The 19,870-nt window shown below is 48.3% G+C and carries 29 protein-coding genes; all 29 read left to right on the top strand.

The window, feature by feature from the left end; translation table 11 throughout:
* The coding region (locus ABJO30_10240; protein ID MEP3233194.1) for an FAD-dependent monooxygenase at nucleotides 1–1,019 on the top strand (1,019 nt) is incomplete at its 5' end.
* 176 nt (nucleotides 1,020–1,195) lie between these two features.
* Nucleotides 1,196–3,241 carry a nitrate- and nitrite sensing domain-containing protein gene (locus ABJO30_10235; GenBank protein MEP3233193.1) on the top strand — a complete coding sequence of 682 codons (2,046 nt, stop codon included), beginning with the start codon at nucleotides 1,196–1,198 and terminating at the stop codon, nucleotides 3,239–3,241.
* A gap of 706 nt (nucleotides 3,242–3,947) precedes the next feature.
* Nucleotides 3,948–4,319, top strand: a complete 372-nt coding sequence (gene rpsL, locus ABJO30_10230; protein MEP3233192.1) for a 30S ribosomal protein S12 — start codon at nucleotides 3,948–3,950, stop codon at nucleotides 4,317–4,319.
* Nucleotides 4,320–4,331: 12 nt separating this feature from the next.
* Complete coding sequence (gene rpsG, locus ABJO30_10225) at nucleotides 4,332–4,802, top strand: 30S ribosomal protein S7 (protein MEP3233191.1); 471 nt, start codon at nucleotides 4,332–4,334, stop codon at nucleotides 4,800–4,802.
* Between the two features lie 42 nt (nucleotides 4,803–4,844).
* The gene (gene fusA / locus ABJO30_10220) at nucleotides 4,845–6,932 is read left to right on the top strand and encodes an elongation factor G (protein ID MEP3233190.1); all 2,088 of its coding nucleotides are present in this window, start codon (nucleotides 4,845–4,847) and stop codon (nucleotides 6,930–6,932) included.
* A 59-nt stretch (nucleotides 6,933–6,991) separates the two neighbouring features.
* Complete coding sequence (gene tuf / locus ABJO30_10215; GenBank protein MEP3233189.1) at nucleotides 6,992–8,167, top strand: elongation factor Tu; 1,176 nt, start codon at nucleotides 6,992–6,994, stop codon at nucleotides 8,165–8,167.
* A 132-nt stretch (nucleotides 8,168–8,299) separates the two neighbouring features.
* Nucleotides 8,300–8,608, top strand: a complete 309-nt coding sequence (rpsJ, locus tag ABJO30_10210) for a 30S ribosomal protein S10 (protein MEP3233188.1) — start codon at nucleotides 8,300–8,302, stop codon at nucleotides 8,606–8,608.
* Between the two features lie 35 nt (nucleotides 8,609–8,643).
* A complete protein-coding gene (gene rplC, locus ABJO30_10205) occupies nucleotides 8,644–9,375 on the top strand; it encodes a 50S ribosomal protein L3 (protein ID MEP3233187.1) in 732 nt (243 codons plus the stop codon).
* Nucleotides 9,375–9,992 (top strand): 50S ribosomal protein L4, encoded by a 618-nt coding sequence (rplD, locus tag ABJO30_10200; GenBank protein MEP3233186.1) that lies wholly within the window; start codon nucleotides 9,375–9,377, stop codon nucleotides 9,990–9,992. The genes rplC and rplD overlap by 1 nt, the downstream gene beginning before the upstream one ends.
* Nucleotides 9,989–10,282, top strand: a complete 294-nt coding sequence (locus tag ABJO30_10195; protein MEP3233185.1) for a 50S ribosomal protein L23 — start codon at nucleotides 9,989–9,991, stop codon at nucleotides 10,280–10,282. The genes rplD and ABJO30_10195 overlap by 4 nt, the downstream gene beginning before the upstream one ends.
* 17 nt (nucleotides 10,283–10,299) lie before the next feature.
* Nucleotides 10,300–11,142 carry a 50S ribosomal protein L2 gene (gene rplB / locus ABJO30_10190; GenBank protein ID MEP3233184.1) on the top strand — a complete coding sequence of 281 codons (843 nt, stop codon included), beginning with the start codon at nucleotides 10,300–10,302 and terminating at the stop codon, nucleotides 11,140–11,142.
* Between the two features lie 12 nt (nucleotides 11,143–11,154).
* The gene (gene rpsS / locus ABJO30_10185; GenBank protein MEP3233183.1) at nucleotides 11,155–11,433 is read left to right on the top strand and encodes a 30S ribosomal protein S19; all 279 of its coding nucleotides are present in this window, start codon (nucleotides 11,155–11,157) and stop codon (nucleotides 11,431–11,433) included.
* A 2-nt stretch (nucleotides 11,434–11,435) separates the two neighbouring features.
* Nucleotides 11,436–11,816, top strand: a complete 381-nt coding sequence (gene rplV / locus ABJO30_10180; GenBank protein ID MEP3233182.1) for a 50S ribosomal protein L22 — start codon at nucleotides 11,436–11,438, stop codon at nucleotides 11,814–11,816.
* Nucleotides 11,816–12,553: a 30S ribosomal protein S3 gene (gene rpsC, locus ABJO30_10175; protein ID MEP3233181.1), complete on the top strand. Its 738-nt coding sequence runs from the start codon at nucleotides 11,816–11,818 to the stop codon at nucleotides 12,551–12,553. Before rplV ends, rpsC begins: the two co-directional genes overlap by 1 nt.
* 40 nt (nucleotides 12,554–12,593) lie before the next feature.
* Entirely contained in the window at nucleotides 12,594–13,007 is a 414-nt protein-coding gene (gene rplP, locus ABJO30_10170; protein MEP3233180.1) for a 50S ribosomal protein L16, read from the top strand.
* A gap of 11 nt (nucleotides 13,008–13,018) precedes the next feature.
* Nucleotides 13,019–13,219 carry a 50S ribosomal protein L29 gene (rpmC, locus tag ABJO30_10165; GenBank protein ID MEP3233179.1) on the top strand — a complete coding sequence of 67 codons (201 nt, stop codon included), beginning with the start codon at nucleotides 13,019–13,021 and terminating at the stop codon, nucleotides 13,217–13,219.
* A gap of 14 nt (nucleotides 13,220–13,233) precedes the next feature.
* Complete coding sequence (gene rpsQ, locus ABJO30_10160; protein ID MEP3233178.1) at nucleotides 13,234–13,485, top strand: 30S ribosomal protein S17; 252 nt, start codon at nucleotides 13,234–13,236, stop codon at nucleotides 13,483–13,485.
* A gap of 53 nt (nucleotides 13,486–13,538) precedes the next feature.
* Nucleotides 13,539–13,907, top strand: a complete 369-nt coding sequence (gene rplN / locus ABJO30_10155; GenBank protein MEP3233177.1) for a 50S ribosomal protein L14 — start codon at nucleotides 13,539–13,541, stop codon at nucleotides 13,905–13,907.
* 10 nt (nucleotides 13,908–13,917) lie between these two features.
* Nucleotides 13,918–14,232, top strand: a complete 315-nt coding sequence (rplX, locus tag ABJO30_10150) for a 50S ribosomal protein L24 (protein ID MEP3233176.1) — start codon at nucleotides 13,918–13,920, stop codon at nucleotides 14,230–14,232.
* A complete protein-coding gene (gene rplE, locus ABJO30_10145; protein MEP3233175.1) occupies nucleotides 14,225–14,782 on the top strand; it encodes a 50S ribosomal protein L5 in 558 nt (185 codons plus the stop codon). The genes rplX and rplE overlap by 8 nt, the downstream gene beginning before the upstream one ends.
* A 23-nt stretch (nucleotides 14,783–14,805) precedes the next feature.
* Nucleotides 14,806–15,111, top strand: a complete 306-nt coding sequence (rpsN, locus tag ABJO30_10140) for a 30S ribosomal protein S14 (GenBank protein MEP3233174.1) — start codon at nucleotides 14,806–14,808, stop codon at nucleotides 15,109–15,111.
* 11 nt (nucleotides 15,112–15,122) lie between these two features.
* Nucleotides 15,123–15,521, top strand: coding sequence for a 30S ribosomal protein S8 (gene rpsH, locus ABJO30_10135; protein MEP3233173.1), 399 nt, complete (start codon nucleotides 15,123–15,125; stop codon nucleotides 15,519–15,521).
* Between the two features lie 58 nt (nucleotides 15,522–15,579).
* Nucleotides 15,580–16,113 (top strand): 50S ribosomal protein L6, encoded by a 534-nt coding sequence (gene rplF / locus ABJO30_10130; GenBank protein ID MEP3233172.1) that lies wholly within the window; start codon nucleotides 15,580–15,582, stop codon nucleotides 16,111–16,113.
* A gap of 9 nt (nucleotides 16,114–16,122) precedes the next feature.
* On the top strand, nucleotides 16,123–16,467 hold the full coding sequence (gene rplR, locus ABJO30_10125; GenBank protein MEP3233171.1) for a 50S ribosomal protein L18: 345 nt from the start codon (nucleotides 16,123–16,125) through the stop codon (nucleotides 16,465–16,467).
* 12 nt (nucleotides 16,468–16,479) lie between these two features.
* Nucleotides 16,480–17,028 carry a 30S ribosomal protein S5 gene (rpsE, locus tag ABJO30_10120; protein ID MEP3233170.1) on the top strand — a complete coding sequence of 183 codons (549 nt, stop codon included), beginning with the start codon at nucleotides 16,480–16,482 and terminating at the stop codon, nucleotides 17,026–17,028.
* Between the two features lie 29 nt (nucleotides 17,029–17,057).
* Nucleotides 17,058–17,249, top strand: a complete 192-nt coding sequence (gene rpmD / locus ABJO30_10115) for a 50S ribosomal protein L30 (GenBank protein MEP3233169.1) — start codon at nucleotides 17,058–17,060, stop codon at nucleotides 17,247–17,249.
* A 25-nt stretch (nucleotides 17,250–17,274) separates the two neighbouring features.
* Nucleotides 17,275–17,736, top strand: a complete 462-nt coding sequence (rplO, locus tag ABJO30_10110; protein ID MEP3233168.1) for a 50S ribosomal protein L15 — start codon at nucleotides 17,275–17,277, stop codon at nucleotides 17,734–17,736.
* Between the two features lie 194 nt (nucleotides 17,737–17,930).
* A complete protein-coding gene (secY, locus tag ABJO30_10105) occupies nucleotides 17,931–19,265 on the top strand; it encodes a preprotein translocase subunit SecY (GenBank protein ID MEP3233167.1) in 1,335 nt (444 codons plus the stop codon).
* Complete coding sequence (locus tag ABJO30_10100) at nucleotides 19,262–19,831, top strand: adenylate kinase (protein ID MEP3233166.1); 570 nt, start codon at nucleotides 19,262–19,264, stop codon at nucleotides 19,829–19,831. Before secY ends, ABJO30_10100 begins: the two co-directional genes overlap by 4 nt.
* The last annotated feature ends 39 nt before the right edge of the window (nucleotides 19,832–19,870 follow it).

Here is a 19,870-nt window from a genome sequence, read left to right as displayed (position 1 = left end):
CACGCGCCCAAGATATTCTGGCCCCCTACAGTCTTGATGTGAAGCAAGTCGCATGGTGGTCGGCTTATGAGATTGGCCAGCGGGTTTGTTCGTCTTTTGATGATGTTAGCGAAAACGAAAAAGGTAAAACCCATCCGCGTGTCTTCATTGCGGGCGATGCCTGCCATACCCATAGTCCGAAAGCTGGGCAGGGGATGAATGTCTCCATGGCTGATACATTCAACCTTGGCTGGAAGCTTGCCAGTGTCTTGCGTGGTCAGTCTCCTTGGGAACTTCTTTCCACTTACGACCAAGAACGCCAAGCTAAGGCGGAAGAACTGATCGAGTTCGACCGCGACATGGCGCGCCTGTTCAGTGCGCGCAAAACTGATGGTTCTGTTGAAGCTGAATTTCAGCGCTACTTTGCAAAACATGCCCGTTATACCGCAGGCGTTGAAACCTGCTATGCGCCATCGTTGATCACATCGAATGGCGAGCACCAGCATTTGGCCACAGGCTTCCAAATCGGTATGCGCTTTCATTCTGCGCCCGTTGTTCGTGTGGGTGATGCAAAGCGGGAGCACCTTGCCCATACAATCAAAGCAGATGGTCGGTGGCGTTTGTTTGTGTTTGCAGACAGCGAAGATGTCGGTGCTGAGGGCGGCGGGTTAGCGGCGTTTTCAAAGCATATGCTGGATGATCCAAATTCACTGCGTAACCAACTCATGGCAAAAGGCCGAAAAGCTGACGAGGTGATCGATATTAGAGCGATCCTTCAGCACGATTATCGCACCCTAGATTGCATCAATATGCCAGCACTCTTTGTTCCAGAAACAGGCACGCTGGGGCTAACCGATTATGAGAAGGTATTCTGTGCAATTAAAGGGCAAGACGATATCTTTGGTAGGCGTAATATCAGCCGCAAATCGGGCTGCATCGTGATCGTTAGGCCCGATCAATATGTCACGGAAATTTTGCCGCTCAACGCTTACCGCCAGATCAGCTCGTTGTTCAAGGGTGTTCTCGTTGATATTCGCTAGAATAACGGCGCCCAGTTGTTCCTGCGTATGCAAGTAATTGTAGGCAAATTTTACTCTGATGACTTATCAGTTGTTTAAATTGAAAAGCGTTTTTTTTGGATTGGTTTGAAGTGTTTTAAATAAATATTTACCATAAAATTCATACTGTGCGGTTGGAAGTTTTATGGGGCTGTCTTATGCGCAAAATTGCACTTTTTCATCGTATCATTTTGCTGTTCGCTTTTGCGCTCTTGCCCATCTTGTATTTTGGCGGCGTACAGCTTTACACCGCGCACCAAGGTAAGAATGAGGCGGTCGTGGTTGCGACGCTTGCTGAAGTCGCGCCTATTTTCTCTGAGCTCACTCATGCCCTACAAACAGAACGCGGACTTTCTGCTGGCGTACTTGCGGCCATGGATTCATCCTTTGAGGGGCGCCTTAGGAAGCACCGTGTTGAGGCAGACCTAAAAATCAAAGAATACAAGCAAATCGCCACGTTGATTGAGACGACAAAAAGTCTTGATCTGCTTACTTATGCTGTAGAGAAAATTGACTACCAGCTAAACCAGCTGGAGTTGGTTCGTAGCAATGTTGATCAAGGTGGCACTACGGTGCCTGAGGCTGTTAAATATTTCTCTCATACGATCGAAAAAACACTAACAGGCATTCATCAGATCCGACGTCTGACAGATGATACTAAGTTGTATCGTAATCTCTCAACGTATTACTCCCACCTCTTGTTTGTGGAAGCCTCCAGTTTAGAGCGGGCTATGGGTTCCGTTGGTTTTGGTGTCGGTTCTTTTGACAATGAGACGTTCTTAGAATTCGTGGCTCATGGTGAAAGTCAGCGACAATTGCTCGACATCATCATGGATTACTCATCACCAGAACAAATTGAATTCTTCAACGAGTTTTACGAAAAACCTTTGATGCAGGAATTTGCAAAGAAGCGTAAGCAGAGCGTTGACGGTATCATCAATAAAACAGACTTGCCGTATAATGGTGAAACTTGGTGGCAAGCTTCAGGCGATCGCATTGCTGAGTTGAAAGCGGTGGAAGTCGGTTTTGCTGAAGATTTGATTGCAGTCGCTCATGCGCGTGCTCAACAACAAAAACAAAAGTTTCTTGTCGTCCAGTTTTCCATTTTGCTAATTTTGTTGGTGGGCGCTGTTGCGATGTTTTTCATCGTTCGATCAGTTACCCGCCCTGTTGCGGCCTTGTTGGGTGATGCCAACAAACTGGCTGACGGTGATACGCAAGTTTCTTTTGCTGACGCCAAAGGCACTGATGAGGTAGGCCAGATCACGACAGCTGTCTTGCGCTTCCGCGACAACATCTCCGAGCAGCTTAAATTGCGTGAGCAAAGTGATGCAGCGCGTGAGAAAGATACTAAGCGCCAACAAGCAGTAGAGCAGCTGGTTAAAGATTTCCGCGGGGAAGTTGAATATGCCCTCAATTCCGTAGACGGTGAAGCTGATCAAATGCGCGGTACGGCAAAGTCGTTATCTGATGTTGCAAGCAACACGACGGATAAGGCGAAGTCAGCAACCAATGCATCAAACACCACATCCGATAATGTGCAAGCGGTGGCCAAGGCGACAATCGAGTTGACTTCCTCTGTGGAAGACATTGCAGCGCGTGTTCGCGATACCAAGCAAATCGTCAATCAAGCAGCAAGCTCGACCAAAGAGACGAATGACAAAGTGAACACTCTTCACTCAGCTGCACAAAAAATTGGTGAAGTGATTTCGATCATTCAAGAGATCGCTGAGCAAACTAATCTTCTCGCGCTTAATGCGACCATTGAGGCGGCTAGAGCAGGTGAGGCGGGTAAAGGTTTTGCCGTGGTTGCCTCTGAGGTGAAAAACCTAGCATCGCAAACCTCTAAAGCGACGGAAGAGATTGCAGCGCATGTGGAGAGTATTCAGGAATCAACTGGTGATACTGTAATCGCGATTTCCACGATTGCTGATCAAATGGCGACAGTCGATGAATTTACAAGCTCGATCTCTACAGCCCTTGATCAACAAAACCATGCCGCCAACGAAATTAATTCCAATGTGACCCGCGCAGCAGATGGCACGAATGAACTGACACTTGTGGTTGATGGGGTGACGGAGGCTGCTGGCCAAACAAATAAATCTGCAGATGAGGTGCTAGAAGCGTCAGAAGCGCTAGCAGGCCAAGCCCAAAAACTACGCGGTACAGTTTCTAATTTCCTATCCGCTGTTTCTTCTAGCTAATCAAAGCCAATCTTCTCTTGCCCAATCAAATGACGGTATGTGAAATCGCGCACCTTTGTCGGTAACGTATAAAGCATTAAGAGGTGCTGCCGATTGCGTGGCGCTTGATTCTGTTTGGGCACTTTCAGATTCGGTATTCGACTCAATTCTCCTCCCTCAAATGCTGGCGATACTGATTGCCGTTCCAAATAAAAAAAATAGCGCTATTGACGTGTTGTCTGCGAACTAAATCTCATTGCGTTCTTATCGCTCCTGAAAGGGGCTTACAGGGGAGGCTTCTTGTGCGAGAGTGTATGGAGGTTAAAACCCCAAAATCGGCTCCGTCGAGGTGATAAAAGGCACGGTTGGGGGCTATGTATCTATACCTTTGGTTGAGGTAAGAATCAGTCGGGTTAAATCCTCGTAAATGCAGGGATTAAATAATTCTGAATCACCCCCTTGACGGGATGGATTCCTAAGAGTAGTTTCCGCTCACTTTCGAACAGGCGGTAAGTTGTGTCGCTTTACCAGCAGTCTATGCGGTAAATTTCCAACTTAAACGGTGTTCGTGACACATGATTAAACCACTAGACGCATGATTTCTCCGGAAATCCTCTGCTCGTCGAGCGCTCGCTGAAACCAGTGTAGCGCATATTTCGCTAATTTGCGGAAGATGCGCCCGGTTTTTGAGTTCGCTCGTATTAGTATGAGAACTGAAAGGCCTCTTATGCCGACGATCAACCAGTTGGTTCGCAAGCCGCGCAAAGCGCCGGTAAAGCGTAACAAAGTTCCAGCGATGGAAGCATGCCCGCAAAAGCGCGGTGTTTGTACGCGTGTGTATACGACAACACCGAAAAAGCCGAACTCGGCTCTTCGTAAAGTAGCCAAGATTCGCCTAACAAATGGCTTTGAAGTCATCGGCTACATCCCAGGTGAAGGTCACAACCTTCAAGAGCACTCAGTCGCGATGATCCGCGGCGGTCGTGTAAAAGATTTGCCCGGCGTTCGTTACCACATCATTCGTGGTGTTCTCGATACGCAAGGTGTTAAAGATCGTAGACAGCGTCGTTCGAAATACGGCGCGAAGCGTCCGAAGTAAGGGTTTTAGAATATGTCACGTCGTCATAGAGCAGAAAAACGCGATGTCATTCCGGATCCAAAATTCGGTGATATCGTAATCACAAAATTCATGAACTCCGTCATGCGCGACGGTAAGAAATCGATCGCAGAGCGGATCGTTTACGGCGCGCTTGATCAGATGGAAGAAAAAACAAAGTCTGATCCAGTTCAAATGTTCCACGATGCACTTCAAAACGTGATGCCTCAAGTTGAGGTTCGTTCACGTCGTGTTGGTGGTGCAACGTATCAGGTTCCTGTTGAGGTTCGTACAGAGCGTCGTCAGGCTCTCGCAATTCGTTGGATGCTTTCAGCCGCTCGCGGTCGTAATGAGCGCACAATGGTTGAGCGTTTGTCTGGTGAGTTGCTAGATGCAGCAAACGGTCGCGGTACAGCAGTTAAGAAGCGTGAAGATACACACCGGATGGCTGAAGCCAACCGTGCGTTCTCTCACTATCGTTGGTAGTAATTATAGATTTCGGATCATCCTCCCGAACGGATTTGAAAAATGGCACGTGAATATAAAATAGAAGACTACCGTAACTTTGGTATTATGGCTCACATCGATGCGGGTAAAACCACAACGACAGAGCGTATTCTTTATTACACTGGTAAAAGCCACAAGATTGGTGAAGTTCATGATGGCGCAGCCACTATGGACTGGATGGCGCAAGAGCAAGAGCGTGGTATTACAATCACATCTGCTGCGACAACCACATTCTGGGAAGGCCGTGATGGCAAGAAGCGTCGCTTCAACATCATCGACACTCCTGGCCACGTTGACTTTACAATTGAAGTTGAGCGTTCACTCCGCGTTCTCGATGGTGCAGTAGCGCTTCTCGATGCAAATGCTGGTGTTGAGCCGCAAACAGAGACTGTTTGGCGTCAGGCTGATAAATACGAAGTTCCACGCATGATTTTTGTCAACAAAATGGACAAAACAGGCGCTGACTTTTACCGTTGCGTTGAAATGATCCGTGATCGCCTTGGTGCGGTACCGGTTCCAGTTCAAATCCCAATCGGTGCAGAAACTGAACTTAAAGGCGTTGTTGATCTTATCGAGATGAAGGCGTTGATCTGGCAGGGTGAAGACCTTGGCGCATCATGGGATGTTGTTGATATCCCTGCTGATCTTGCAGACAGAGCCGCTGAATACCGTGAAATGATGATCGAAGCTGCTGTTGAGGCAGATGAAGATGCAATGGAACAATACCTTGAAGGTAATGAGCCAGACGCTGAAACACTTCGTCGCATTATTCGCCGCGGTACAATCGACAATATGTTCGTTCCAGTGCTTTGTGGTTCTGCCTTTAAAAACAAGGGTGTACAGCCGCTTCTAGATGCTGTTGTTGATTTCCTTCCATCTCCGATCGATATTCCGGCGATTAAAGGTATCAACCCTAAAGACGATAGCCCAATGGACCGTAAAGCTTCGGATGAAGAGCCGCTTTCTATGCTCGCATTCAAGCTTATGGATGACCAATATGGCGCACTAACATTCTGCCGCATCTACTCAGGTGTTTTGCAAGCAGGTGTTACTTTGACAAACACAGTCAAAGAGAAAAAAGAACGTATCGGTCGTATGTTGCTTATGCATTCAATCGAACGCGAAGAAATCAAAGAAGCTTATGCTGGTGATATCGTTGCTGTTGTTGGTTTGAAAGACACAGTAACAGGTGACACCCTTAGTGATACCTTGAAGCCGGTTATTTTGGAACGCATGGAGTTCCCTGAGCCAGTGATTGAAATCGCTATCGAGCCAAAAACAAAAGTCGACCAAGAAAAAATGGGTCTTGCCCTTAATCGTCTTGCTGCTGAGGATCCGTCCTTCCGCGTTAAAACAGACGAAGAATCTGGCCAAACAATTATGGCTGGTATGGGTGAGTTGCACCTCGACATCTTGGTTGATCGTATGAAGCGCGAATTCAACGTTGAAGCGAATATCGGTGCACCACAGGTTGCTTACCGTGAAACGATCACGAAGAAATTCGATGCTGACTACACTCACAAGAAGCAGTCTGGTGGTTCTGGTCAATTCGCTCGCGTTAAGATCGAATTTGAACAAAACCCAGAGGGCGAAGAGTTTGTATTCGAAAGCAAGATCGTTGGTGGTGCTGTTCCTAAAGAATACATCCCTGGCGTTGAAAAAGGTCTCGCAAGCGTAATGGATGCTGGCCCAGTTGCTGGTTTCCCAATGCTTGGTGTTAAAGCAACACTTTATGATGGTGCTTACCACGACGTTGACTCAAGCGTACTTGCTTTTGAAATTGCGGCGCGTGCTTGTTTCCGCGAAAACAAAAACAACCTTGGTGCGGTTCTTCTTGAGCCAATCATGAAGGTAGAAGTTGTATCTCCTGAAGAGTACACAGGATCTGTAATTGGCGATCTGACATCACGTCGGGGCCAAGTTCAGGGTCAAGATGTTCGCGGCAACGCAAACGTTATTGACGCTATGGTGCCTTTGGCCAATATGTTTGGCTATATCAATACACTGCGCTCTATGTCTCAGGGCCGTGCGCAGTATTCAATGCAATTTGATCACTATGAGCAGGTGCCGACGGCATTGGCTCAGGAAATTCAATCGAAACTGGCCTAGTGGCCTTTAACTAAGACGACCGCTAGGTCATCGATAACGGAAGAGAACGGAGAGTTCTGATGGCAAAAGAGAAATTTGAACGTAATAAACCACACGTCAACATCGGCACAATTGGCCACGTTGACCATGGTAAAACAACACTAACAGCTGCGATCACTAAATCATTTGGTGAATTCAAAGCCTACGACCAAATCGATGGTGCTCCTGAAGAGCGCGCACGTGGTATCACTATTTCAACAGCTCACGTTGAGTATGAAACAGAGAACCGCCACTACGCACACGTTGACTGTCCAGGTCACGCCGACTACGTGAAAAACATGATCACGGGTGCGGCTCAAATGGATGGCGCGATCCTTGTCTGTTCAGCTGCTGATGGCCCAATGCCTCAGACACGTGAGCACATCTTGCTTGCACGTCAGGTTGGTGTTCCAGCGCTTGTTGTTTTCTTGAACAAAGTTGACCAAGTAGATGACGAAGAGCTTCTAGAGCTTGTTGAAATGGAAGTTCGTGAACTTCTAGAATCTTATGATTTCCCAGGCGACGATATTCCAATCGTTGCAGGTTCAGCTCTTGCTGCCCTCGAAGACAAAAACCCAGAAATTGGCACTGAGAAAATTGCTGAATTGATGGCGGCTGTTGATGATTACATCCCAACTCCAGAGCGTCCAATTGACCAACCATTCTTGATGCCTATCGAGGACGTGTTCTCAATTTCTGGTCGCGGTACAGTTGTAACTGGTCGTGTTGAACGCGGTGTAGTTAATGTTGGCGAAGAAATCGAAATCGTTGGCGTTAAAGAAACACAGAAAACGACCTGTACAGGCGTTGAAATGTTCCGCAAACTTCTCGATCGTGGTGAAGCAGGCGATAACATCGGTGCTCTTATCCGTGGTATCGACCGTGAACAAGTTGAGCGTGGCCAAGTTCTTTGTAAGCCAGGTTCAGTGACACCACACACGAAGTTTAAAGCAGAAGCATACATCCTCACAAAAGACGAGGGTGGCCGCCACACTCCATTCTTCACTAACTACCGTCCACAGTTCTACTTCCGTACAACTGACGTGACTGGTGTTGTGTCTTTGCCTGCTGGCACTGAAATGGTTATGCCTGGTGACAACGTTTCTGTTGATGTTGAGCTTATCGTACCAATCGCCATGGAAGATGGTCTACGTTTCGCGATCCGCGAAGGTGGCCGTACCGTTGGTGCTGGTGTGGTTGCTTCAATCACTGAGTAGTTTTAAAGGGCGCGCGGCTTCGTGTTGCGCGCCGTTTTTAATCTTCGTCTTAGGACGATATTGTAACAAGTTGGCTGACCAAAACGTAGTTTACGTCAGCTGTATGAAACGCATCCCTTGGGGACCAAGTTTATGAACGGTCAAAACATTCGCATCCGTCTCAAGGCGTTCGATCACCGCATCCTAGATGCGTCGACGCTAGAGATTGTGAATACAGCAAAGCGCACCGGTGCACAGGTTCGCGGTCCTATACCGCTGCCGACACGTATTGAAAAATATACGGTCAACCGCTCGCCGCACATTGACAAAAAGAGTCGCGAGCAATTCGAGATGCGCACGCATAAGCGGCTTTTAGATATTGTCGAACCGACACCTCAAACAGTAGACGCGCTGATGAAGCTCGATCTTGCTGCTGGTGTTGATGTTGAGATCAAACTCTAGTTTTAGACTAGAGCTTAGAACAGGAAGAGGACGCCATGCGTTCAGGAGTGATAGCACAGAAGGTCGGTATGACCCGCATCTACAACGATGCAGGTGAGGGTGTACCCGTAACCGTTCTGAAACTAGACAATTGCCAAGTTGTTTCCCAACGCACAGAAGACGCGAACGGTTACACAGCTTTGCAACTAGGTTCTGGTTTTCGCAAAGTGAAAAATACACCTAAAGCAATGCGCGGACATTTTGCCGTTGCTAAGGTCGAACCAAAGCGCAAGGTCGCAGAGTTCCGCGTTGACGCAGAAAACCTCATTGAGGTTGGTGCTGAGATGACAGCGGATCACTTTGTATCTGGCCAACGCGTTGACGTGACAGGGACATCAATCGGTAAAGGTTTTGCCGGTGCGATGAAGCGCCACAACTTCGGTGGTATGCGCGCCTCTCACGGTGTTTCGGTCTCTCACCGTGCCCACGGTTCAACTGGCCAGTGTCAGGATCCAGGTAAGGTGTTTAAAGGTAAAAGAATGGCCGGTCACATGGGTGCCGAGCGCGTGACGACACAAAACGTTGAAGTTGTTAAAACTGACGTTGATCGTGGTCTGATCATGATCAAGGGCGCTGTCCCTGGATCAAAAGGTGCTTGGATCCTCGTTCGTGACGCTGTTAAACGCGCCCGTCCAGATGATGCTCCTCTACCAGGTGCATTCAAGGCTGCTGGCGGTTCTTCTGATGCGGCTCCTGCTGCTGAAGCAGAAAGCGAAGGTGAAGCATAATGGAACTTTCAGTCACAACTCTTGAAGGCAAAGCTGCCGGCAAAGTTAAGCTCTCAGACGAAGTATTCGGTCTTGAGCCTCGCGCCGACATCTTGAGCCGCATGGTTCGCTACCAACAGGCAAAACGCCGCGCTGGTACACACTTTGCTAAGACACGCTCTGACCTAGATGCAACAGGCAAAAAGTTTGTTCGTCAAAAGGGTTCAGGTGGCGCTCGTCACGGCGACCGTAAGGCACCTCAGTTCCGTGGTGGTGGTAAAGCATTTGGTCCAAACGTTCGTGACCATGCACACAGCCTACCTAAGAAAATTCGTGCTCTTGCACTTCGTCACGCACTTTCTTCAAAAGCAAAATCAGAAAGCCTGATTATTGTTGACGATGCAAAGTCAGACGGTAAAACAAAAACATTACGTGGCCAGATGAGTGACCTCGGTCTTGCAAATGCCCTCGTAATCGGTGGTGCTGAGATTGAAGATAACTTCGCTCAGGCTAGCCGTAACATTCCAAATGTTGATGTATTGCCTGTGCAAGGTATCAATGTTTATGACATTTTGCGCCGCGACAAGCTTGTTTTGACAAAAGCAGCCGTCGAAGCGCTTGAGGAGCGGTTCAAATGAGTGATTTGAAACATTACGACATCATCCGCTCGCCGGTGATTACAGAGAAGTCGACATTAGTGTCTGAGAACAACCAAGTTGTTTTCAATGTTGCATCGACGGCTACTAAGCCAGAGATCAAAAACGCTGTGGAAGCTTTGTTTTCTGTGAAAGTTAAGGCAGTTAACACTTTGAACCGTAAGGGTAAAGTGAAACGCTTCCGTGGCATCATTGGCAAACAAAGTGACGTTAAAAAGGCGATCGTAACGCTGCAAGAAGGCAGCACTATCGACGTTACGACCGGTCTTTAAAGGGTGAGTGAACCAAGATGGCATTAAAAACCTTCAAGCCGAATACTCCCAGCCAACGTCAGTTGGTCCTGGTCGATCGTTCGGCACTTTATAAGGGCAAACCTGTAAAGGCTCTCACAGAGGGTCTATCAAAATCAGGTGGCCGAAATAACACAGGCCGCATCACATCGCGTCGTCGCGGTGGTGGTCACAAACGTTCTTATCGTCTGATCGATTTCAAGCGTAACAAGCTTGATGTATCAGCAACGGTAGAGCGTATTGAGTACGATCCAAACCGGACAGCGTTTATTGCGCTGATCAAATATGACGATGGTGAATTGTCTTACATCTTGGCGCCTCAGCGTTTGGATGTTGGTGATAAAGTCATCTCATCTAAGACAGCTGATATTAAGCCGGGTAACACTATCCCGCTTGCGTCAATGCCGGTTGGTACGATTGTTCACAACGTTGAAATGAAGCCAGGCAAGGGTGGTCAAATCGCTCGTTCTGCTGGTGCTTACGTTCAATATGTTGGTCGCGATCAAGGCTATGCAATTATTCGCTTGAACTCAGGCGAGACTCGCTTAGTACATGGCTCATGCCTTGCAACTGTTGGTGCGGTGTCTAATCCAGACAACTCAAACACTAACATGGGTAAAGCTGGTCGTAATCGTTGGTTGGGCAAACGTCCTTCTGTTCGCGGTGTTGCGATGAACCCGGTCGATCACCCACATGGTGGTGGTGAAGGCCGTACATCAGGTGGTCGTCACCCGGTTACTCCTTGGGGCAAACCTACCAAGGGCAAGCGGACACGTTCGAAAAGTAAAGTTTCAGATAAGTTCATTGTGCGCTCACGTCATCAGCGCAAGAACAAGCGATAGGAGACGGGACACTTGGCTCGTTCAGTTTGGAAAGGTCCGTTCGTTGACGGATACCTGCTAAAAAAAGCAGATAAGGTTCGCGAAGGCGGCCGTAATGAAGTTATCAAGACGTGGAGTCGTCGTTCGACGATTTTGCCTCAGTTCGTTGGTTTGACATTCGGTGTCTACAACGGTCAAAAACATGTGCCTGTATCTGTGTCGGAAGACATGGTTGGTCACAAGCTCGGTGAATTTTCCCCGACCCGTACCTACTATGGTCACGGTGCGGATAAGAAAGCGAAGAGGAAGTAACGATGGGCAAGCCTAAGGGTAGCCGTCGACTGGCTGACAATGAAGCAATGGCGATTAACCGGAATATCCGTGTTAGCCCGCAAAAGCTTAATCTCGTGGCTCAATTGATCCGCGGCAAAAAAGCTGAGCGTGCACTCGCAGACCTAACGTTCTCATCTAAGCGCATCTCTGATGACGTGAAGAAGACGCTAGAAAGCGCGATTGCAAATGCTGAAAACAATCACCAGCTCGATGTTGATAATCTTGTTGTTGCAGAGGCTTTCGTCGGCAAGGCAATGGTCATGAAGCGTTTCCGCGCTCGTGCTCGTGGTCGTGGCGCTCGTATCTTGAAGCCTTTCTCACATCTCACCATCGTTGTTCGTGAAGTTGAGGAGGCCGCGTAATGGGTCAGAAAATAAACCCGATAGGCCTACGCCTCGGTATTAACCGCACATGGGACAGCCGTTGGTATGCGGACAAAGGCGAATATGGTACGCTTTTGGCCGAAGATATCAAAATTCGTGCTCTCATCATGAAGGAACTCAAACAAGCAGCTGTTGCTAAAGTTGTTATTGAGCGTCCTCATAAAAAATGTCGCGTTGCAATTCACTCTGCCCGTCCAGGCATCGTGATCGGCAAAAAAGGCGCTGACATTGAGAAAATTCGCAAGAAAGTGTCTGAAATTACAGCTTCAGAAGTGCACATCAACATTGTTGAAGTACGCAAACCTGAGCTAGACGCGACACTGGTTGCACAATCAATCGCTCAGCAGCTGGAACGCCGTGTTGCGTTCCGTCGTGCTATGAAGCGTGCGGTTCAAAACGCAATGCGCATGGGTGCTCTTGGCATTCGTATCAACACAGGCGGTCGTCTGGGTGGTGCAGAGATTGCGCGTATCGAATGGTATCGTGAAGGTCGCGTGCCACTACATACTTTGCGTGCAGATATTGACTATGGTGTAGCAGAAGGTTTAACAGCCTATGGCATCATTGGTATCAAGGTTTGGATTTTCAAAGGCGAAATCCTAGAGCATGATCCAATGGCATCAGAAAAACGCGCGCTTTCAGCGAATGAGGGTGCACCTTCAGGTGGCGGACGTCGTCGCGAAGGTGGTCGTGATCGTGATCGTGACAACAAGTAAGTCACTTTTGATAAGAACAAGAGTTTAAGGAACAGAAACAATGCTGCAGCCAAAGCGCACAAAGTTTCGTAAAATGCACAAAGGCCGGATTCACGGTGAAGCCAAAGGTGGCACCAGCTTGAATTTTGGTGCCTATGGTTTGAAAGCTGTTGAACCTGAGCGGATTACTGCCCGCCAGATCGAAGCGGCTCGTCGTGCCATGACACGTCACATGAAACGTGCCGGTCGTGTATGGATCCGCATCTTTCCAGATGTGCCAGTATCATCCAAGCCGACAGAAGTTCGGATGGGTAAAGGTAAAGGTTCTCCTGATTTTTGGGCAGCCCGCGTTAAACCAGGCCGGGTAATGTTTGAAATTGACGGCGTATCAGAGCCAATCGCACGTGAGGCAATGCGCCTAGCAGCGATGAAGCTTCCGATCAAAACACGCTTTGTACAGCGTATTCCAGACTAAGGTGAGATCAGATGAAATCCGCTGATTTGAGAACAAAAACACTGGACGAGCTTGAAGATAATCTTCTAGCGCTTAAGAAAGAACAGTTTAACCTGCGCTTTCAACGAGCATCTGGCCAGATGGAAAATACTGCTCGTGTTCGTGAGGTTCGCCGCACGATCGCTAAAGTAATGACAATTGCTGCAGAAAAACGCGCAGCAAGCAACGCTTAAGGTGAGATAAAGAAATGCCAAAGCGCATACTCCAGGGCACCGTAGTGTCTGATAAGACCGACAAGACCATAGTGGTAAAAGTTGAGCGTCGCTTCAACCACCCACTATTCAAAAAGGTTGTTCGTCGTTCAAAGAATTACCAGGCGCACGATGATGCCAACCAGTTCAAAACTGGCGACATGGTGTTGATCGAAGAGTGTAAGCCGATTTCGAAGACGAAACGGTGGACGGTGCTTGCTGAACGCAGCGCATCGGCTGGAAAATAATCGAATAGGGTCGGGTCCTCCTGATCCATAACTAGAAGAAGTGGCGTAAGCTCATGATTCAGATGCAAACTAACTTGGAAGTGGCCGATAACTCCGGCGCTCGTCGCGTTCAGTGCATCAAGGTTCTCGGCGGTTCCAAACGGAAATATGCTTCTGTTGGCGACATCATTGTGGTGTCAATAAAAGAAGCCATTCCACGGGGTCGTGTGAAGAAAGGTGATGTTCGTAAGGCAGTTGTCGTACGTACAGCCAAAAGTATCCGTCGTCCAGATGGCAGCCTCATCCGTTTCGACGGTAATGCAGCTGTTATTCTGAACACTAACTCCGAGCCGATCGGTACGCGTATCTTCGGTCCGGTTCCACGTGAATTACGTGGTAAGAGCCAGATGAAAATCATCTCGCTTGCACCAGAAGTTCTCTAAGGGGAAAACCATGGCAGCGAAGCTGAAAAAGGGCGACCGAGTAATCGTGCTCGCCGGTAAAGATAAAGGCAAAAAGGGCACGATTGCTCGCGTGATGCCTAGTGAGGGACGTGCTGTTGTAGACGGCGTGAACCTTATCCGTCGTCACACAAAGCAATCAGCTGGCCAAGAAGGCGGCATCATCACGAAGCCGGCTCCAATCCAGTTGTCTAACCTTGCAATTGAAGATCCAAAAGATGGTAAAGCAACTCGCGTTGGCTTCAAAATTGAAGGTGACAAGAAAGTTCGTTTTGCTAAGCGTTCAGGAGAAGTGATCGATGGCTGAAGCTTCTTACATTCCGCGTCTTAAGACGCTCTATGAAGACGTGATCCGCGAGAACCTCGTCAAAGAATTCAACTATAAGAATTCTATGGAGATCCCGCGTATTGAAAAAGTCGTCATCAACATGGGTGTTGGCGAAGCAGTTAATGACACGAAGAAAGTAAAGGCAGCCTTTGGCGATCTTGCTCTCATCGCTGGTCAACAACCGGTCATCACCCGCGCTCGTAAGTCAATCGCTGGCTTTAAAGTTCGTGAAGATATGCCACTTGGTTGTAAGGTGACATTGCGCTCTACTCGTATGTATGAGTTCATTGACCGTCTTGTAACTATTGCATTGCCTCGCGTTCGTGACTTTCGCGGTTTGAACCCAAAAAGCTTTGATGGTCGTGGCAACTACGCTATGGGCATTAAAGAACACATCGTATTCCCAGAAATCGATTACGATAAAATCGATCAAAACTGGGGTTTTGATGTGGTTGTTCAAACAACTGCGAAAACCGACGACGAAGCACGCAAGCTTCTAAGTGAATTCAACTTCCCGTTCCGCCAATAGGCGCCGGTGAGAGGATAGAGAAAATGGCTAAGAAAAGCGCAACTGAAAAAGATAAGCGTAAGCGTGCGTCGGTCGCAAAATTTGCGGACAAGCGTGCAGCTCTTAAAGCGCAGATGAAAGACGAAAGTCTGTCATTTGAAGATCGTTTCAAGCTTCATATGAAGCTTGCTGAACTTCCACGTGATGGTTCAAAAACGCGCGTTCGCAACCGGTGTAGTGTATCCGGTCGTCCACGCGGTTACTATCGCAAGCTAGGAATGTCCCGTATTGCTCTTCGTGAGTTGAGCAATTTCGGTAAAGTTCCTGGCATGGTCAAATCAAGCTGGTAAGGGGATAGATTATGAGTATGACTGATCCTCTCGGCGATATGCTGACACGTATTCGTAACGCCCAAATGCGGGATAAATCGAGCGTTGTTACCCCTGCATCACGTCTTCGCGCTAATGTGCTTGAAGTGTTGCAGTCTGAGGGCTTTATCCGCGGCTATTCACAAGCTGAATATGCAGCAGGTAAATCTGAAATTACCATCGAGTTGAAGTATTTCGATGGTGAGCCGGTAATTCGTGAGATTAAGCGAATTTCGAAACCAGGTCGTCGGGTATATTCTTCGGTGAAGAACATTCCGACCGTATCGAACGGTTTGGGCGTATCAATTCTGTCGACACCAAAAGGTGTTATGTCAGATTCGCGCGCTCGTGAAGAAAATGTGGGTGGTGAAATTCTTTGTCAGATCTTCTAATGACTGTCATTGAAATAAACATCGCTAGGTTGAAACGGAACCACAGGCAGGAAGTCTGATGTCTCGTATTGGGAAAAAACCGGTTGCAGTACCGACTAACGTCACAGCAACCATCGACGGCCAACAGGTCGCAGTAAAAGGCCCTAAGGGTGAACTCTCTTTTGTGGTCAATGATGAAGTATTGGTCAAAATGACTGATGATGGGATCGTTGTAGATCCGCGCGACGAAAGTAAAGACGCGCGGTCTAAGTGGGGCATGTCCCGCACGATGATCCAGAACATCGTCACTGGTGTGACTGATGGCTTTGAAAAGAAACTAGAGATCAACGGTGTTGGTTATCGTGCAGCAATGCAGGGTACTAATCTCCAACTTGCTCTCGGCTTCAGCCACGATGTGGTTTATCAAGTGCCAGACGGCATTCAGGTTGCTTGTCCTAAGCCAACAGAAATTACGGTTTCTGGCATGGACAAACAGCAAGTTGGTCAAGTCGCAGCTGAAATTCGTGCTTGGCGTCCGCCAGAGCCGTATAAAGGCAAAGGTGTCAAATATGCGGATGAGTATATCTTCCGCAAAGAAGGCAAGAAGAAGTAGGATCGTACGATGGCTTACAAGAAAAATCCGCAAGAGCGTCGCCAAAAGCGTGTACGTCGCCAAATCAAGGCAGTGGCCAATGGTCGCCCTCGTTTGAGCGTTTATCGTTCTTCTGCGAACATCTATGCTCAGGTTATTGATGACGCAAATGGCAACACAGTTGCTGCAGCATCATCGCTTGACATCAAGAACGGCGGCAACATTGACGCTGCTTCTGCTGTTGGCAAACTTATTGCTGAGCGCGCAAAAGAGGCCGGTATCGAAGAGGTAATCTTCGATCGCGGCGGTAACATTTATCATGGCCGAGTGAAAGCTCTGGCAGAAGCTGCCCGTGAGGGCGGCCTGAAGTTTTAGAGGGTCGAGATCATGGCAGGAAGAGATCGGGATCGTGAAGAGCGCGACAGCGAATTTGTTGACAAGCTTGTTCACATCAACCGTGTAGCGAAAACCGTTAAAGGTGGTCGTCGTATGGCATTTGCAGCCCTAGTGGTTGTTGGTGATCAGAAAGGCCGCGTTGGTTTTGGTCATGGTAAAGCACGTGAGGTGCCGGAAGCAATTCGTAAGGCAACGGAAGTTGCTAAGAAAACGATGATCCGCGTACCACTTCGTGAAGGTCGTACTTTGCACCACGATGTGCGCGGTCGTCACGGCGCTGGTAAGGTTTTGCTTCGTGCAGCACCTGCTGGTACTGGTATCATCGCTGGTGGTCCAATGCGTGCTGTATTTGAAACATTGGGTGTTCAAGACGTGGTTGCTAAATCACTAGGTACATCTAATCCATACAACATGGTTCGCGCCACATTCGACGCTTTGAAACGTGAAGACAGCCCTCGTTCGGTTGCTGCTCGTCGCGGTCTCAAAGTATCTGAGCTTCAAGCACGCCGCCAAATGGCTGGCGTCGATGATGTCGCTTAATCGCTGTACGTGAAGAGAGACTGAAGACAATGGCTGAGAAAAAAACAGTAACGGTTGAGCAAATTGGTAGCCCATTGCGCCGCCCGCAAGACCAACGTCAGACCCTAATCGGTCTTGGCCTTAACAAAATGCACCGTCGTCGCACGCTCGAAGATACGCCATCTGTACGCGGAATGATCCGTAAGGTGAGCCACCTCGTTCGTGTTGTCGACGACGCCTAATAGCTTAGAATTTAGGATTGAGAAAATGAAACTCAACGATATCCAAAATAAGCCGGGCTCTATGAAGTCACGCAAGCGCGTGGGTCGTGGTATCGGTTCTGGCGTCGGTAAAACCGGTGGCCGTGGTGTTAAAGGTCAAAAATCTCGCTCTGGTGTTGCCATTGCAGGTTACGAAGGCGGCCAAATGCCAATCTATATGCGTTTGCCAAAACGTGGCTTTAATGCACGCAACTCTAAGGATTACAACATTGTAAGCCTTGCTCGTGTGCAAATCGCCATCGACGCTGGTAAGCTCGACGCTAAAGCAACTGTTGATGTTGAAGCCCTTAAAGCTGCTGGCATCGTCAAAGTGATCAAAGACGGCGTTCGTCTTTTGTCAGACGGCGAACTTAAAGGCGCTGTAAACTTTGAGCTTGCAGGCGCGTCTAAGTCAGCAGTTGAAGCTGTTGAAAAAGCAGGCGGCAAGGTTACTATCCTCGGCGCTTAAGCGGTGAATTAATTAAAGGTCTGAGCTCTTGCGCTGTTTCAGCGATTGAGTTTTCAGGCCTTTTTTTGTACTTAGACTAAGGTTTTTATTTTGGTTTTGGTTGAAAACTACTAGATAGTAGAAACGAAAACCGTCAATTTGGGATTGGGCGTGGTTATCGATCATTGATAACAAGCGCCCTTTAGAGGAAATCCATGCCATCAGCAGCAGAACAACTCGCAGCCAACGTTAATTTTGGTACGTTTTCAAAAGCGACCGAATTAAAAAAACGCATTTGGTTCACGCTTGCAGCGCTCGTGATCTACCGGATTGGTACCTATATCCCGATCCCAGGTATTGATTCGCAACAACTCGCTCTCGCGTTTGAACAAGCTCAAACAGGTATTCTTGGCCTGTTTAACATGTTCTCCGGCGGTGCAGTTGGTCGTTTGGCGATCTTCGCGCTTGGCATTATGCCTTATATCTCAGCCTCCATTATCATGCAGTTGATGACATCAGTCATTCCAAAGTTCGAAGAACTGAAGAAAGACGGTGAGGCGGGTCGTAAGGTTATCAACCAATATACACGCTACGGCACGGTTCTTTTGGCCATCGTCCAGTCATACGGCATTGCTGTTGGCCTAGAGGCCAGTGGAGGGCTTGTTGAAAGTCCGGGTTGGTTCTTCCGTATTACGGCAGTTATCACCCTTACAGGTGGTACAATGTTCCTGATGTGGCTAGGTGAGCAAATCACAGCACGCGGCATTGGTAACGGTATCTCTTTGATTATCTTCTCAGGCATCGTTGCTGAGATCCCAGGCATCATTTCACGTTTGTTCCAGTTGGGCCGTGAAGGCGCGATTGCAACACCACTCTTGCTTGCTTTCATCGTGATCACACTTGCAACGATTGCTTTGATCGTTTTCGTAGAGCGCGCGCAGCGTCGTTTGATCGTTCAATATCCAAAACGTCAAATGGGTAACCGCATGTTCCAAGGCGATAACTCTCATCTGCCTTTGAAGTTGAACACTGCTGGTGTTATCCCGCCAATTTTCGCAACGTCATTGCTTTTGCTTCCGATTACGATTGCAAACTTTACAGCAAGCGGGAACGGCCCAGAGTGGCTTACAACAGTCACAGCATTGCTTGGCCGTGGCCAGCCGCTTTATCTGTTGTTCTTTGCAGGCCTCATCATTTTCTTCGCCTTCTTCTACACAGCGATTGTGTTTAATCCACAAGAGACAGCTGACAACTTGAAGAAGCAGGGTGGTTTCATCCCAGGTATTCGTCCAGGTGAGAAAACTGGCAACTATATCGACCACGTTTTGACACGCATTACTGTGGTCGGCGCGATCTACCTGACCATCGTTTGTCTTATCCCTGAGTTCCTATTACCAAATAGTGGTATTGAGGTTGCTTTTGGTGGGACATCATTGCTTATTATGGTGAGCGTAACCATGGATACCGTTGCGCAAGTACAGGGGCATTTGATTGCGCAGCAATACGAAGGCCTCGTGAAGAAATCGAAACTAAGGGGGAAGCGTAAGTGAAACTGATTTTGTTGGGTCCGCCGGGAGCGGGCAAGGGTACACAGGCCCAACGTATTGTCGATTCACGCGGCGTGGTACAACTATCGACCGGTGACATGCTTCGTGCAGCTGTTGCAGCAGGAACGCCTGTTGGCAAGATGGCGAAAGAAGTGATGGACCGTGGCGATCTTGTGTCGGACGACATCATTTGTGGCATCATCTCTGATCGTATTGAAGAGCCTGATTGCGCCAATGGCTTTATACTTGATGGCTTCCCACGCACAGTGGCGCAGGCCGAAGCGCTTGATACGATGCTTAAAGATAAAACAATGTCACTAGATGCAGTGATTGAGCTGACAGTTGATGATTCGGTTCTTTTATCGCGCATTGAGCAACGGGCGAAAGATTCTGGCACCGTGCGTGCGGATGACAATGCTGAAACACTAGCAAAACGCTTAGTTGTCTATCATGAGCAGACGGCACCAGTTTCAGATTACTATGCCAAAACAGGTTCTTTACGTCAGATTGACGGGATGCAATCCATTGATGAAGTAACAACTTCAGTAGATGAAATCTTGAACGGCTAATTCTACAAGTTTTCCCATCATTTGCGTGAAAGTGGCGTT

The organism is Hyphomicrobiales bacterium, from assembly GCA_039973685.1.
Lineage (GTDB): Bacteria > Pseudomonadota > Alphaproteobacteria > Rhizobiales > JACESI01 > JACESI01.
This window is presented reverse-complemented; position numbering and strand designations above follow the sequence as displayed.